This window comes from Halomonas sp. OfavH-34-E, from assembly GCF_024124525.1.
Taxonomy (GTDB): domain Bacteria; phylum Pseudomonadota; class Gammaproteobacteria; order Pseudomonadales; family Halomonadaceae; genus Halomonas; species Halomonas litopenaei.
In genome coordinates this window covers 120,684-135,546 of the sequence record NZ_JAMXRY010000005.1, presented here as the reverse complement: position 1 = coordinate 135,546, position 14,863 = coordinate 120,684, and the positions used below count along the sequence as shown (strand labels likewise).

The 14,863-nt window shown below is 63.3% G+C and carries 11 protein-coding genes; 2 read left to right on the top strand and 9 right to left on the bottom strand.

Annotation, left to right across the window (positions count from 1 at the left end):
- Positions 1–59 precede the first annotated feature (59 nt).
- The 3 genes from NH448_RS03940 to uraH form a co-directional block, all read right to left on the bottom strand.
- Positions 60–794, bottom strand: a complete 735-nt coding sequence (locus tag NH448_RS03940) for a GntR family transcriptional regulator (RefSeq protein WP_083970245.1) — start codon at positions 792–794, stop codon at positions 60–62.
- Between the two features lie 110 nt (positions 795–904).
- On the bottom strand, positions 905–2,137 hold the full coding sequence (locus NH448_RS03935) for a urate hydroxylase PuuD (protein ID WP_045991738.1): 1,233 nt from the start codon (positions 2,135–2,137) through the stop codon (positions 905–907).
- 77 nt (positions 2,138–2,214) lie between these two features.
- Positions 2,215–2,568 carry a hydroxyisourate hydrolase gene (gene uraH / locus NH448_RS03930; protein ID WP_045991737.1) on the bottom strand — a complete coding sequence of 118 codons (354 nt, stop codon included), beginning with the start codon at positions 2,566–2,568 and terminating at the stop codon, positions 2,215–2,217.
- Positions 2,569–3,006: 438 nt separating this feature from the next.
- Between uraH and uraD the strand changes: the two genes are divergently transcribed.
- Entirely contained in the window at positions 3,007–3,525 is a 519-nt protein-coding gene (gene uraD / locus NH448_RS03925; protein WP_045991736.1) for a 2-oxo-4-hydroxy-4-carboxy-5-ureidoimidazoline decarboxylase, read from the top strand.
- 715 nt (positions 3,526–4,240) lie between these two features.
- On the opposite strand, the gene NH448_RS03920 is transcribed toward uraD, so the two are convergent.
- Positions 4,241–4,597 (bottom strand): hypothetical protein, encoded by a 357-nt coding sequence (locus tag NH448_RS03920; protein WP_045991735.1) that lies wholly within the window; start codon positions 4,595–4,597, stop codon positions 4,241–4,243.
- Positions 4,598–5,432: 835 nt separating this feature from the next.
- Positions 5,433–6,146: a glutathione S-transferase N-terminal domain-containing protein gene (locus NH448_RS03915; RefSeq protein WP_045991734.1), complete on the bottom strand. Its 714-nt coding sequence runs from the start codon at positions 6,144–6,146 to the stop codon at positions 5,433–5,435.
- 357 nt (positions 6,147–6,503) lie between these two features.
- Here NH448_RS03915 and NH448_RS03910 point away from each other — a divergent pair, with 357 nt between their 5' ends.
- Entirely contained in the window at positions 6,504–8,207 is a 1,704-nt protein-coding gene (locus NH448_RS03910; protein WP_045991733.1) for an L-lactate permease, read from the top strand.
- 615 nt (positions 8,208–8,822) lie between these two features.
- On the opposite strand, the gene NH448_RS03905 is transcribed toward NH448_RS03910, so the two are convergent.
- The 4 genes from NH448_RS03905 to NH448_RS03890 all read right to left on the bottom strand — a co-directional run bounded on the left by NH448_RS03905 (position 8,823) and on the right by NH448_RS03890 (position 14,863).
- Positions 8,823–9,347, bottom strand: coding sequence for a gamma carbonic anhydrase family protein (locus tag NH448_RS03905; RefSeq protein WP_045991732.1), 525 nt, complete (start codon positions 9,345–9,347; stop codon positions 8,823–8,825).
- A gap of 88 nt (positions 9,348–9,435) precedes the next feature.
- Positions 9,436–10,464 (bottom strand): low-specificity L-threonine aldolase, encoded by a 1,029-nt coding sequence (ltaE, locus tag NH448_RS03900; RefSeq protein WP_045991731.1) that lies wholly within the window; start codon positions 10,462–10,464, stop codon positions 9,436–9,438.
- Between the two features lie 101 nt (positions 10,465–10,565).
- Entirely contained in the window at positions 10,566–13,574 is a 3,009-nt protein-coding gene (locus NH448_RS03895) for an FAD-binding and (Fe-S)-binding domain-containing protein (RefSeq protein WP_045991730.1), read from the bottom strand.
- Positions 13,575–13,639: 65 nt separating this feature from the next.
- On the bottom strand, positions 13,640–14,863 hold the full coding sequence (locus NH448_RS03890; RefSeq protein WP_045991729.1) for an aminotransferase class V-fold PLP-dependent enzyme: 1,224 nt from the start codon (positions 14,861–14,863) through the stop codon (positions 13,640–13,642).

The following is a 14,863-nucleotide window of genomic DNA, read 5'->3' as shown; positions in this document are numbered from 1 at the left end:
TCCGGGCGTTTACCAGCGGTCGAGTGGCCGCTGCTCCGCCGCTAGATCACTTGTCGCCGTCAGGGCGCAAAGATATCGAACAGGTTGGGCGCCTCGTCCTCTTCCTCGACGATCGACAACGAGGCCTCGATGGCCTTGAGGTGGCGGCCCATGAAGGCGGCGGCGCGCTCGCCCTTGCCGTCTTCCAGGTACTGGATCAGATCCTGATGGTCGTGTGACTCGCAGCCCAGGTGCCCGGCGTTGCCATAGACCGCCAGAATCAGCGAACTGCGCGAACACAGGCGCTCGACGAAATCCGCCAGGGTGCGGTTGCCGGAGACCCGGGCCAGATAGGTGTGGAAGTCGGCGGACAGGCGAATCGCAACGCTCTGCTCGCCGCTGCGCAGCGCTTCCCGCTCGCGCTGGGCCATGTCCTTGAGGGTGACGATGTCGTCCTGGGTGATGCGCCTGGCGATATCCGACATCAGCCCGCACTCGACCATCTGGCGGGCGTCGAACACGTCCTTGGCTTCGTCAGCGGTAGGACGCGTCACGCTGGCGCCACGGCGTGGCGTCAGGGTGACGAGCTGCTCCAGCGCCAGGCGCTGCAGGATCTTGCGAATGCCGGTACGACTGACCCCGAACACCTCGGACAGGGCATCCTCGCGCAAACGTGCGCCCGGCTTGAGCCGGTGCTCGATGATGGCGTCGCTGATCGAGCGATGAATGGCCTCGTGACGCTCGGCGCCGTCACCGTTCTTGCCCTGTCTGGGGGCCGGTGAGGCGGGGGGCGAAGGCTTCACGCGCTGATTCATCGACACTGTCCTCGGATGCAATATATCCCCATTGTATACGAGATATACCGACAGGAAAGAACCGCAGTTCCCCGCATCCCGCCGGGGCAACTGCGGCTCATCCTGGTCCTCTATTCGCCCCAGTTGGCGACCAGAGCACGCTCCTCGTCGGTCATCTGGGTCAGGTTGCCAAGCGGCATATAGCCGCTGGCGACCACCTGCTGGATCGCGGCCTTCTGCTGCTCGACCTGGGCCTCGGTTTCAAGCGCCACACCGGCGGGCGGAGCGGTGAATCCGGCGTGGGCGGGCTGGGCGGCGTGGCAGCTGACACAGCGCTCCTGCATGACGGCATGCACCTGGGCCAACGGCGAAGCGTCGGATGCAACCGGTGCACTGCTGCCGCTGTTGGCGTTGTCGGCGGCCGGACTGGTCGTCAGGCTCGGAGCCCCCACCGCGAAGGCCACCAGAATCAGCGCCACCCCGGCTGCCGGGTAGCTCGGCTTGTGCTGACCGCTGTGCATCAGCACGAAGTACTGGCGAATCAGGGCGCCGGCAAAGATCAAGAGCGCCATGATCACCCAGGCCCAGTCGCTGGTATAGGCGAAGGAATAGTGGTTGCTGATCATCAGCAGCACCACCGGCAGGGTGAAGTAGGTGTTGTGCACGGAGCGCTGCTTGCCGCGCTTGCCATCCAGGGGGTTGGGCGTCTCGCCCGCCTTCATCGCCTTCACCATGCGGCGCTGACCCGGAATGATCCAGAAGAAGACGTTGGCGGACATGGCGGTGGCCATGACGGCACCGGTCAGCAGGAAGGCGGCACGTCCGGCGAAGATATGCACGCTGAGGTAGGCCACCACCACCATCATGACGGCGACACCCAGGCTCAAGAGGCCATCGCGCTCCATGTTGGGACTGACACGCTTGCACATCTCGTTGTAGACGACCCAGCCACCGAGCAGGAACAGCAGAGCCACCACATTGGCCTGCCAGCCGGACAGATTGGCGGCCCACTCCCAGGGACTCTGGGGGTTGACTAGATAGAAACTGGGGTTGGCCATGTACAGAATCACGAACAGCGCAAAACCGGACAGCCAGGTGGTATAGGCCTTCCAGAAGGACCAGTGCAGATCGTCCGGCAGCTTGGCCGGCGCCGTGGCGTATTTCTGATTGTGGTAGAAGCCGCCCCCGTGGACCGCCCACATTTCGCCGAACACACCCTTGCCGCGGTCTTCTTCGTCCTTGGGGGTCTTCAACGAGTTGTCCAGCATGACAAAGTAGATCGACTCGCCTATCCAGGCGATGGCCGCGATGACATGCAGCCAGCGCAGCAGAAAATTGCTCACGTCCAACAGGTACGATGACATGGCCCTATCTCGACTTCAGTTGTTGTTGGAAGGCAGTCAATATCGATGGCTGCCTGGTTGATCGTGCTCAATGACGCTCAGCTGCCGCGGTAGGTGGAGTAGCTATAAGGCGACAGCAAGAGCGGCACATGGTAGTGCTCACTGGCATCCGCCACGCCGAATCTCAGGGGAATCCGATCGAGGAAACGCGGCTCCGAGGCCTCGACACCCAGGGCGCGCAGATAGTCACCGGCGTGAAACAGCAGTTCGTACTCTCCTTCGACGAAGTCGTCGCCTTCGAGGATCGGGCTATCGCAGCGCCCGTCATCGTTGGTCATCGTCTCCCCGAGGCGCTGACGTTCGTCGCCAAGGATGCGGAAGAGCTCAATACGAATCCCCTGGCCTGGGCGGCCAAGCGCGGTATCCAGTACATGGGTGGTCAGGCGTCCCATAAGTGTCCTCCCCTCTCGCGGGTCATCAGCGGGTCGATCAGCGGGTCAATGTATCCAGTCCTGGACTGGCTAAAGTGAATCACTGATATGGAGCATCATCGTCTCTCGTCACACCTGGCCAGAGGCTTTCGCCGGTCGTGGCTTGCAGCAACACGAAGATGACTTCAGCGATGCCGGCATGGCGGAACCAGTGCATGGTGGTGTGGAACCATGACAACATACATCATTGACCAAATTAAGAGTACATTTCAAACTATTTTTTGTATACAGTTTGAGCATGCATAGCTGCCTGGTGTTTGCCGACAGCAACAAAGGCTCGACCGACCTCTTGCCGTCTGCGCCTACGCCCGCTGCCAACAAGGTGTGACCGACACCAACGAGTCATCAGAGCTATGCTCGTCCCCATCTACCTTGCCGTCATGACAGGAGCCACTCCCCATGCCTAGCCTCACCCAACGCCCCAGCCAGATGGACAAGACCCAATTCGTGACCACCTACGGAGACGTCTTCGAGCACTCACCCTGGGTGGCGGAGCGTGCCTTCGATCGTGGCCTGAACGAGCAGCATGACGACCCGGTACGTCTTGCCGAGCACATGGGCCAGGTCCTCAGCGACGCCTCCCCGGAGGAACAGCTGCAGGTCATCCGGGCGCACCCTGATCTTGCCGGCAAGGCTGCCGCCGCAGGCGAGTTGACCAACGACTCCACCCGCGAGCAGGCCGGGGCCGGGCTGGACCAGTGCACCCCGGAGGAGCTGGAGCGCTTCACCCGCCTCAACGAAAGCTACAAGGCGCGTTTTGGTATTCCCTTCATCATGGCGGTCAAGGGCGGCAATCGGCACACCATCCTCGCCGCCTTCGAACAGCGCCTGAACAACTCAGCCGAGCAGGAAAGGCAGGAAGCCGTGGTGCAGATCAATCGGATCGCTCGGTTCCGACTGGAAGATCGCGCTAGCTGAAGTAGCAAGCACACAAAAACGGCCGGTCACCTGGTGACCGGCCGCCAAACCCTACGTCGATGACCAGAGGCCTTGGCGCTCTCGTCATCCTGAAATCGTCACGCTTTTCGCGTCCGGGCTGGTTGTAGACGAACGGCCCCATGTGGATGGCGGCCTACCAGACCCTTTCACGTGGTGCCCATCGGCCACGTTCAGCGAACCACCGGGTCATGCTCTGGGCCCTGCCAGCTGCACGACAGTAGAGTTGCGCTACCTCACTTCTGGGGCTCGTCGCTCTCGCTTGAGTTGCACTACCTCATCTCACGACCATGCTGAAACTGCACCCAAGGCGGGACCATTACGCTCGTGCCCACCTTTCCGCGACTTGCGCAGCGCCTGTCGCTCGGGGCCAGGCACCTTTTTACTGCTTTATTTACTTCTGACTAATCTCTTTCTAGCTAATCTCTTTCTAGCTAATTTCCTGCTAGCTAAACGCTTGCTGGTGACGTTCCTGCTGGCTCCATTCTTCTTTTTTGATATCTCTGCTTGAGCCTGCCGGTGTCATCATCGACATGTCGACGTCGATATCTCCGGACCATATCGCCGAGCCATATCACCGAGCCATGTATCCGGGCCGTGTCTCAGGGCCGTGTCTGCGGGCAATATTCCTCGACGATGACGCTAGCCGATGTCTCCAGCCGACGCCCCTGGCGTCCAGAACGTACCAGCTTCGCCGCTACTCCTTGGCCGAATCCAGCGCTTCCTTGGCCACTCCCTGACACTTTTCCTGGTACTCCTTGCTCAACTTGAGCAACGTCTCGCTCTCCTCGCGCAGGCTCTCTCCGATCACCGACAGGGTTTCCTGCTGGGACTGGCTGGCGTTCTTCAGACTTTCGGCATCGCGCACTTCGCACCAGGACCGGGCCTGTGCGATACCTGCCTTCATGGCGGAGTCCATGGTCTTGAAACGCACATCCAGCATCTTCTGGGAATACTCCAGCGTCAGCAGGCTCCCCTCACGCCACGGACTCAACAATTTGTCCATGGAGGGGATCATGTTTTCCATTGTCGGCATTGCCTTGTTCTCGCTCATGTTGGTACTCCCTATAGGTATGCCAGCACGCTCGGCCCACGGGCAGCCTGACCGCCGTAACAACGACGAGACGAGGCAGCCTGGCAGTATCTTGTGCTGCACCGGTTACATATCGTCTTCAAACGAGCACAGAATCGTCTCGCATGTGAAGACTAGAACGCACCTTGTTGCACCGCAACATCATATAAGGCATATACGAGCCACTAATTGCACTAACGCGGGTAAAGTCACCCAGCATTCTCAGCATCTGCCCAGCGGCGCACCATTCGCACCATAGCAGTAGATGATTGACGCTCTGATGACAGCAGCGGCACCAGCTCCAGAAGCACAATAAACACGCTTTTGTGAGACATAACGACCAATACAATCGCCAATAACGACGGTCGCCGATAGAGACAATCGACAGCAGCGACAATCGGCAGTAGCGACAATCGACAGCTTCGTCATCAAACACAAGACCGCTGCTTCGCCATTTCCGACGGGCCACCGGAGCAACTTGCACGCAGATTCACCAGCTCGGTACAGCTACCGCAGCGTTGTCCGATGGCCTTCCAAAAGATATCTGCAAGATTAGCCAAGACGAGGGCCCTTGCTGGCGATCCTCTAAAGCCATGATCGACATGCGGTAATAACCGAGGGGTCATGATCGCCGCAGACTAAAGGCGAAAGCTTACCGAAGGAAACTGAGGAGGGAAGCGCAACGAGGAGCCAAGAGTCGAGAGCAGAGAGCAGAGAGCAGAGAGCAGAAAGCAGAGAGCAGAGAGCAGAGAGCAAAGAGCAAAGAGCAAAGAGCGAGACGACGATATCAGGGCGTCGCCTCGCTCGGCAGCAAGGGTCAGGCGCGATAGGCGCCTTCGATATCACAGATGCGCACCGCGTTGCGGCCGACACCGCCATTGGCATCAAGCATCCGCTCGATCCAGGCGTAAACCGGATCGGCATTGGACACCAGATCCGCGGTGGACACCGAACGCGCCCACATGAAGTTGGCAAACACCAGGTAGTCCGCCGCACCGGGTGTGTCGCCATCAATGAAGTCGCTTCCCGACAGCTGGCCACGCAGGGGCTCCAGGGCGCTATCGAGCTGGCTGAGCCCCTTGGCCGGAGAATGGAACTGCTCCAGGGTCATGCCCAGGCGTTTTTCACGAGTGGTGCGGAAGTAGTCGCGGTCCTTGGGATGGATGGCGTTCATCAGGTCCATCACGATGGTACGCAGGATCGGCAGCTGCAGGGCGCGCTCGCTGTAGTGCTTGAAAAAGCGGGCGCGGGATTCGGCCAAGGGACCGCCAAGCAGCGTCGGGGCCTCAGGGTAGGCACGATCCAGGTAACGCAGGATCTCGAAACTGTCGGTGATCACTTCGTCGCCATCGATCAGCACCGGGACCTTGTCATGGTCCGTGAATTCGAGCTTTTCCTTTTCGGTAAAGCACCAGGGCCGCGCCTCCACCTCGAGCCCCTTGTGGGCGATGGCCAGCTTGGCTCGCCAGCAGAAGGGAGAAAAACGCAGTGACTCATCGATGCCACACAGGTCGTACATCACCAGGGCCATGCCAGATACCTCTAGAAGGGGAATGTCTGCCGATAGTGCCATCAACCGCCCACCTCGCCAACGCCATGATTTCCTGAGGGATGGAGACAAACCTGTCCATTAGTCTAAGAAACTAGCCTCGTTCGCACCCGCCTCCAGCGTCTTTGTCGACTCTAACCTACTGTTAAACAATAAATTTGAAGAATGATCGGACGAGGAGTCATCAGCGCTGCATTGGTCTGACCAATATCCCAGTCTAGAACGATTTCGCTAGTCGGCTTATCGTGCCGCCTTGTCCGAGCCTTACCCCGGCGTGAGACCGCCAACTTCGACACAACGGATATTACAAACAAGGACACGACAAGAGACCCCAACACCATGACCGACACCACTCTAGCCTTGATAGCCTTTGTGCCGCTCATACTGGCCGGCATCCTGCTGATCGGCATGCGCATGGCCGCCAAGGTCGCCATGCCCATCGTCTTTCTGGTCACCGCGCTGATTGCCCTGGTGGCCTGGGACATGACCTTCACACGGGTCCTGGCCTCGACCCTGCAAGGGTTGATCCTGACCGTGGCGATCCTGTGGATCATCTTCGGCGCCATCCTGCTGCTCAACACCCTGAAGCACTCCGGCGGTATCGCCGCCATTCGCAATGGCTTCTCCGGCATCAGCCCGGACCGCCGCGTCCAGGCGATCATCGTGGCCTGGCTGTTCGGCTGCTTCATCGAGGGCGCCTCGGGCTTCGGCACGCCGGCGGCGGTGGCCGCCCCGCTGATGGTCGCGCTGGGCTTCCCGGCACTTGCCGCTGTGGTGGTGGGCATGATGATCCAGTCCACCCCGGTGTCCTTCGGCGCTGTCGGCACCCCCATCGTGGTCGGTGTCGCCGGTGGCCTGGACAAGGTCGGCATCACCGAGACGCTGGAAGCCGGCGGCTCCACCTGGATGGAGTACTTCCGCCTGATTGCCGGAGAAGTCGCGCTGGTGCATGCCGTGGTCGGTGTGCTTATGCCGCTGATCATGGTCAGCGTCATGGTGCGCTTCTTCGGTGCCAACCGCTCCTGGAAGGAAGGCCTGGCGATTGCTCCCTTCGCGATCTTCGCAGGCGTCGCCTTCGTGGTGCCCTACGCCCTGGCCGGAGTCTTCCTGGGCCCCGAATTCCCGTCGATGATCGGCGCCATGGTAGGCCTTGCCATCGTGGTCCCGGCCGCCCGTCGCGGTTTCCTGATTCCCGAAAAGAGCTGGGACTTCCCGGAAAGTGACAGCTGGCCTGCCCACTGGATCGGCAAGCTCAGCATCAAGGCCGACGAGGTCGTGGGCCGCGCACCGATGAGCACCTTCATGGGCTGGCTGCCCTACGTGCTGCTGGCGGTACTGCTGGTGGCGTCACGTACCATCGAGCCGTTCAAGCAGGCACTGACCTCGGTAAGCCTGGGCTTCAGCGACATCCTGGGTGAGGCCGGTATCTCCGGCAGCCTACAGCCACTCTACCTGCCCGGCGGAATCCTGCTGATGGTGGTGCTGATCACCGCTCTGATGCATCGCATGAACGGCAATCAGCTCAAGGCGGCCTTCAGTGAATCCAGCCGTACCCTGCTGGGCGCCGGCTTCGTGCTGGTGTTCACCATCCCCATGGTGCGCATTCTGATCAACTCCGGCGTCAACGGCGCGGATCTGGCCTCCATGCCGGTGGCCATGGCCACCGCGGTGGCCAACGGTGTCGGCGACATCTATCCGCTGTTCGCTCCTGCCGTCGGCGCGCTGGGTGCCTTCATCGCCGGCTCCAACACCGTGTCCAACCTGATGCTGGCAGACTTCCAGTTCAACGTGGCCCAGCAACTCGGTGTGTCCACCGCGCTGATGGTGGCGCTTCAGGCCGTCGGCGCCGCCGCCGGCAACATGATCGCCATCCACAACGTGGTAGCCGCCTCGGCCACCGTGGGCCTGCTGGGACGCGAGGGCATCACCATTCGCAAGACCATCCTGCCGACCATCTACTATGTGCTCGCGGCGGGGCTGATCGGGCTGGTGGCGATGCAGGTCGTCGGTATCTCCGACCCGCTGATGGGGCTGTTGCAGTAGGCACTACGCCAAGCCAGGCGCCACCTGGCTGACCGACAAGGGGGTGTCATCGACGATGACACCCCCTTCTTGTTGGCGACAGGCGCCACCTTTGCTCGAGAACCGCGCCACTCTAAGCACAGTTTGACTACCTCTGTGCTGATATGGCGGCCCTTATACCCTGCGCCTAGAGTTAACTCAGTGTAGTACGCACGTGCAGCATTCTTGCTTTCAGGTTCACCGGCAAGGCGCGTTGTCTGCGTGCTGACCAGGGGATGGCTCTTCGTGAGCGCCCACGGACGCATGGCCTCGACAAGGGCCACGACTCTCGACCAGGGGAAATTCAGATGTCCTATCTGCTGCTTGCCATGATCACCGTGATCGCCGTCGTGGTGATTACCAACGGCGCGAGATCCTCGGAATCCATGCTGTTGCTGAGGCACAAGGCTCCCGGTCCACACAGGGTCAAGCGGCACAGAAGGCCGACCCGACGGCATCTCTAGACCGGGGACGCTCCCTCCAGGGTGTTGACGAGTTGCCCGCAGACCACAGACAGCGCGGCGAAGTGTCCGTGGCCTCTTGCGAAGGGGGGGCCAGGCGCTGTCCGATACGTAGACGAGCGCAGGCTCTGATGACCTAGCCGATGCGAGCCAGCCGGGTACGATGTAGCCGCGCCTTGGTCACGTAGCCCTCGGCATTGGTCTTGAGTGCGGCGATGGCCTTGTCGTCCAGTTGCCGGATCACCTTGCCCGGCGAGCCGACGACAAGGCTGTTGTCGGGGATCTCGGCGCCTTCCTTGACCAGCGCCCCTGCCCCGATCAGGCAGTTCTTGCCGATCACGGCGCCGTTGAGCACCACCGCCTGGATGCCGATCAACGAGCCCTCGCCCACGGTGCAGCCATGCAACATCGCCTGGTGCCCCACCGTGACGCCCGGTCCCACCGACAGCGGGTAGCCGGGATCGGCGTGCAGCACGGCGCCATCCTGGATATTGCTGCCTTCGCGCACTTCAAGTGATTCGGTGTCGCCCCTGAGTACCGCCTGGTACCAGATGCTGGCGTCTTCATGGATTTTCACCTGGCCGATGACCTCGGCGCTCTCGGCGACGAAGACGGTGCGATGAATATGGGGGGAATGGTTACCCAGACGATAGATGGCCATGGCCCGCTCCTGACGAGGTTATCCTTGTGGATGGGGGGCGCTGGGCGCCCACCCTGCCTATATAGTGGACGCTGTTTCCAAACTCTGCCTACTCCGTTATCGGTTCCTGTGCGAGAGAGGCAAAGTACGCTGCGATCTCCGTCGCCACTCGGCGTACATCCGACTCGCTGACCCCCAGATGGGTCACCAGGCGGGTGCGCGGCCTCACCGCGATCAAGATGCCACGCTCGGCAAGAAAGCCCTCCAGTGCGGCGCAGTGAGGAGCCGGCACGTCGAGAAAGACCATGTTGGTGGCCTGACCTGCCACCCCGATGCCTTCAATACCACCCAGCCACTCGGCGAGCTGGCGGGCATGACGGTGGTCGTCGGCCAGTCGCTCCACATGGTGATGCAAGGCATGCCGGCAGGCCGCCGCCAGCAGCCCCGACTGGCGCATGCCGCCTCCCAGCGTCTTGCGCCAGCGACGGGCCGCGGCGATAAAGCGCTCGCCGCCGACCAGCAACGAGCCCACCGGCGCGCCCAGCCCCTTGGAAAAGCACAGCGATACAGAATCGAAACCGGCACACAGCTCCGCCAGCGACTTGCCGGTGGCGACGCTGGCGTTGAACAGGCGGGCGCCATCGAGGTGACAGGCCAGGCCTCTCTCGGCGGCAAGGCCGGTCACCTCCTGCACATAGTCCTGGGGCAATACCCGGCCCTGAAAGGTATTTTCCAGTGCGATCAGTCGGGTTCGCGCATGATGGATATCGTCTCCCTTGATGGCCTCGGCGATATCCTCCAGCGCCATGCGTCCATCTGCCTGCTGGGCCAGGGGCTGGGGCTGGATGCCGCCAAGGACAGCGGCACCGCCGCCTTCATCGCGATAGATGTGCGAGCGTTGCCCGGCGATCACTTCGTCGCCACGCGCGCAGTGGACCAGCATGGCGGTCAGATTGCTCTGGGTGCCGGAGGGAAAGAAGGCCGCCGCGGCGAAGCCCGCGCGATCGGCCACCTCAGCCTCGAAGGCGGCGACGCTGGGGTCATCACCCCAGACGTCATCGCCCACCGGAGCGATGGCCATGGCATCACGCATGGCCTCGGTCGGTTGGGTCACGGTATCGCTGCGTAGGTCGATCATGGCGCTCTCCTTGTTCGCGCTGCCCTTTCCCCGAGTATGCCAGTTCGGCCTTCACCTGAGGACTGCCCTCACGCGCATTGGCCCCCTGCCCTCCCGACGACTCAGGCCAGCGCCTCGGCCAGCACCCTGGCGACATGACGCGCCTCACGTGCGGCACCGTCACGAATCTGGTGACGACAGCTGGTGCCGTCGGCCACGATCAGCGCATCCTCGGCGTCGCGCACCGCCGGCAGCAACGAGAGTTCCGCCATCTGCATGGAGGCCTCATAGTGCTCACGCTCGTAGCCGAAACTACCGGCCATGCCGCAGCACGACGACTGGATGGTCTCCACCTCGAGCTCGGGAATCCAGGACAGCACCTGCTGCACCGGCGTCAGGGCATCGAACGCCTTCTGGTGACAGTGGCCGTGGAGCAGCGCCCGCGACACCGGTAGCGCCTCGAGCGAAAGCTCCAGCCTGCCGGCATCCTTCTCGCGCACCAGAAATTCCTCGAACAACAGGCTCGCCTCGGCCAGTCGCTTGGCGGGCTCGCCCAGGCCGAAGCCCAGGAACTCGTCGCGCAGGGTCAGCAGGCAGGATGGCTCGAGCCCGACCACGGCAAGCCCTTTCTCCACGTGGGGGGTCAGCGCCGCCAGGGTCCGCTCGGCCTCCGCCCGGGCCCGATCGACCTGACCGCTGGCCAGGTAGGTACGCCCACAGCACAGCGGACGACGATCCGCAGCGCTCGCCAGGATCACCCGGTAACCCGCGGCTTGAAGCACGCGCATGGCGGCCTCGGCGTTGTCGGCTTCCATATAGTTGTTGAAGGTGTCGACGAACAGCACCACCTCCTTCATCGCCTGGTCGGCAACGGCCGGTCGCTCGCCCTGTCGGGCCCGCCCCAGGTAGTCGTCGGTGACGCGTGGCAGCGCGCGCTCCTCGGCCAGCCCCAGCGCCCGCTTCAGCGGTGAGGCCAGCCAGGGCATGCCGTCGATGGCCTTCACCAAGGGTGACAGGCGTCGCAGCACCGGTGCGCGCCTGGGCAGGTCACCGATCAGTCGCTCGCGCAGCGACACCCCTTCCTTGGCGACCCGTGCCGCCCGGGCCTCGATCTTGATCCGCGCCATATCGACGCCGGTGGGACAGTCACGCTTGCAGCCCTTGCAGGAAACGCACAGATCGAGCGCCTCCTTGACCTCGTCGCTGGCCAAGCCGTCGCGACCGAGCTGGCCGGACAACACCAGGCGCAGGGTATTGGCGCGGCCGCGGGTCAGGTGCTTCTCGTCGCGGGTGATGCGGTAGCTAGGACACATGGTGCCGGCATCGAACTTGCGGCAGTGGCCGTTGTTGTTGCACATCTCCACTGCGCTGGCGAGGCCGCCGGTGACATCGCGGCCGCTACCCGGTGGGGTCTGCTCGCCGTTCAAGGGATCTCGCTCGACGTTCCAGGGCGACCAGTCCAGCACCGGCGTCAGTTCGATGCGCTGGTACTCCCCGGGAAAGCGGAAAAGCCGCGAGTCGTCCATCTTCGGGGTGTCGACGATCTTGCCGGGGTTGAGCAGGTTGTCCGGGTCGAACAGCCCCTTGACCTCGCGGAAGGCGTCGTTGAGTGTCTCGCCAAACTGCCAGGCCACCCACTCGCCGCGACAGATGCCATCGCCGTGCTCGCCGGAGTAGGCCCCCTTGTAGGCCTTGACCAGTGCCGAGGCCTCCTCGGCGATGGCGCGCATCTTCTCGGCGCCGTCCCGGCGCATGTCGAGAATCGGGCGCACGTGCAGGGTGCCGACGCTGGCGTGGGCGTACCAGGTGCCCTCGGTGCCGTGACGATGGAACACCTCGGTGAGCTTGTCGGTGTACTCGGCCAGATGCTCGAGCGGCACCGCACAGTCCTCGATGAAGGACACCGGCTTGCCGTCGCCCTTCATGCTCATCATGATGTTGAGTCCCGCCTTGCGCACGTCCCACAGCGCCTTCTGGGCCTTGGGTTCGGGCATGTCGACGACACAGTCCGGAAGTCCCAGGTCTGCCATCAGCTCGTTCAACCGGGCCAGGCTCGCCAGCAGCTCGTCGCGATTCTCGCCGGCGAATTCCACCAGCAGCACCGCCTCGGGCTTGCCGATCAGGGCCTTCTCGATCACCGGACGGAAGGACGGATTCTCCAGCGACAGCGCGATCATGGTCTGATCGACCAGCTCCACCGCCGTCGGTGACAGGGTCACGATGTGCTGGGTCAGGTCCATGGCCTGATAGAAGGTGGGGAAGTTCACCACCCCCAGCACCTTGTGCTGCGGCAACGGTGACAGCTTCAGGGTCAACTGGCGGGTCAGCGCCAGGGTGCCCTCGGACCCCACCAGCAGATGGGCCAGGTTGGCGCGACCGTCGGCCTCATAGGGCAGCGGGTTCTGACAGTCGAACAGATCGAGGTTGTAGCCCGCCACCCGCCTGAGCACCTTGGGATAGTGCTCGCGGATGCGCTCGCCTTCGCGCCGGGCGATGGCCTCGACCTGCTCGGCCAGCCGCGCCGCCCGGGAACCGGCGGCCAGCTCGTCGACCAGACCGAGGTGCACCTTCTCGCCGTCGGCCAGCAGGACGTCCAGTGCCTGGACGTTATGCACCATGTTGCCGTAGTGGATCGAGCGCGAGCCGCAGGAGTTGTTGCCGGCCATGCCGCCCAGGGTGCACTGGGCGCTGGTGGATACATCCACCGGGAACCACAGGCCATGGGGCTTGAGCCAGGCGTTGAGGTGATCGAGCACGATGCCGGGCTCGACCACCACCGTACGCGCTTCCTTGTCGAAGGACACCACACCGTTCAGATGGCGGCTGGCGTCGATCACCAGCGCCTCTCCCACCGTCTGGCCGCACTGACTGGTGCCGCCACCCCGAGGCAGCACCGGAATGCCTTCCCCACGAGCGATCTCCAGGGCCGTGGCCAGATCATCCTGATGGCGCGGGATCACCACGCCCACCGGGGTGATCTGATAGATCGAGGCGTCGGTGGAATAACGGCCGCGACTGGCGGCGTCGAACAGCACCTCGCCCTGGATTTCCCTGGCCAGGCGCGCGGCAAAGTCCGGCAGCGGCTGGATCCGTGCATCCCGCCCCTTGGCGGCAGACGTCAACGAGTTCATCACCCTCTCCTTGATAACCCTGGGTAGACCGTCGGCGACAGCGCCGCCGACGGGCGGGCGGTGGTTCAATCGCGAGCAAGGCGGGCCACGTGGGGCGCCGGGTTCTCGGAGAAGTACGCCATGGCAGCCTCGACGCCACTGCCGGCAAGGCTCACCCCGGAAAGCTTCAGCCCCATCTCGCAGCCGGCCAGGGTCGCCATCAGCGTCAGGTCGTTGCAGTCGCCCAGGTGGCCGATACGGAACATGCGCCCCTTGGCCTTGCCAAGCCCGGTGCCGAGCGACAGGTCGAAGCGCTCGTAGATCAGCTTGCGCACGGCATCGGCGTCGACGCCCTCCGGCATCACCACGCCGGTCAGCACCGGCGAGTAGACCTCGGGGTCCTGGCACTGGATCTCGAGTCCCCAGGCGTTCACCGCCGCGCGCACACCCGCCGCCCAGCGCTGATGGCGGGCCAGGACGTTATCCAGCCCCTCGTCCAGCAGCATGTCGATGGCCTCGTTGAGGCCGTAGAGCAGATTGGTATTGGGGGTATAGGGCCAGTAGCCCCCCTGGTTGGCCTCGAGGATCTCGTCCCAGGCCCAGAAGCTCTTGGGCAACCGCGACTCGCGACTGGCGGCCAGGGCCTTGTCGGAGATCGCGTTAAAGCTGATCCCCGGCGGCAGCATCAGTCCCTTCTGGGAGCCGGAAATAGTGACGTCGACACCCCACTCGTCGTGGCGATAGTCGGCGCTGGCAAGCCCCGAGATAGTATCGACCAGCAACAGCGCCGGATGACCGGCGGCGTCGATCGCGCGGCGCACCGCGGCGATGTCGCTGGTAACACCGGTGGAGGTCTCGTTGTGGACCACGCACACCGCCTTGATCCGCTGCTCGGTGTCTTGCTTGAGGCGTGCCTCGATCATGTCGGCCTGGACACCGTGGCGCCAGCCCTCGGCCCCCGGCAGGCCCAGAAACTCGGGCTCGAGTCCAAGACGCAGGGCCAGACGATGCCACAGCGAGGCGAAGTGGCCGGTCTCGAACATCAACACCTGAGCCCCCGGCGACAGGGTATTGGCCAGGGCGGCCTCCCAGGCCCCGGTACCGGAAGCCGGATAGATGATCACCGGCTTGTCGGTCTTGAAGATCTTGCCGACCTTGCCGAGCAATTCACGTCCGAGGGCGCCGAACTCCGGGCCACGGTGATCGATGGTCGGCAGGCTCATGGCCCGCAGGATACGATCCGGCACCGGCGAGGGGCCGGGGATCTGGAGGAAGTGACGTCCGGTGGGATGAAAGTCGAGATTCAGCAT

Excerpts from the sequence above, each read along its gene's own strand:
- NH448_RS03940 (WP_083970245.1), bottom strand. The coding sequence starts at position 794 with ATGAATCAGCGCGTGAAGCCTTCGCCCCCCGCCTCACCGGCCCCCAGA.
- NH448_RS03935 (WP_045991738.1), bottom strand. The coding sequence starts at position 2,137 with ATGTCATCGTACCTGTTGGACGTGAGCAATTTTCTGCTGCGCTGGCTG.
- uraH (WP_045991737.1), bottom strand. The coding sequence starts at position 2,568 with ATGGGACGCCTGACCACCCATGTACTGGATACCGCGCTTGGCCGCCCA.
- uraD (WP_045991736.1), top strand. The coding sequence starts at position 3,007 with ATGCCTAGCCTCACCCAACGCCCCAGCCAGATGGACAAGACCCAATTC.
- NH448_RS03920 (WP_045991735.1), bottom strand. The coding sequence starts at position 4,597 with ATGAGCGAGAACAAGGCAATGCCGACAATGGAAAACATGATCCCCTCC.
- NH448_RS03915 (WP_045991734.1), bottom strand. The coding sequence starts at position 6,146 with ATGGCCCTGGTGATGTACGACCTGTGTGGCATCGATGAGTCACTGCGT.
- NH448_RS03910 (WP_045991733.1), top strand. The coding sequence starts at position 6,504 with ATGACCGACACCACTCTAGCCTTGATAGCCTTTGTGCCGCTCATACTG.
- NH448_RS03905 (WP_045991732.1), bottom strand. The coding sequence starts at position 9,347 with ATGGCCATCTATCGTCTGGGTAACCATTCCCCCCATATTCATCGCACC.
- ltaE (WP_045991731.1), bottom strand. The coding sequence starts at position 10,464 with ATGATCGACCTACGCAGCGATACCGTGACCCAACCGACCGAGGCCATG.
- NH448_RS03895 (WP_045991730.1), bottom strand. The coding sequence starts at position 13,574 with ATGAACTCGTTGACGTCTGCCGCCAAGGGGCGGGATGCACGGATCCAG.
- NH448_RS03890 (WP_045991729.1), bottom strand. The coding sequence starts at position 14,863 with ATGCTGAATCTCGACTTTCATCCCACCGGACGTCACTTCCTCCAGATC.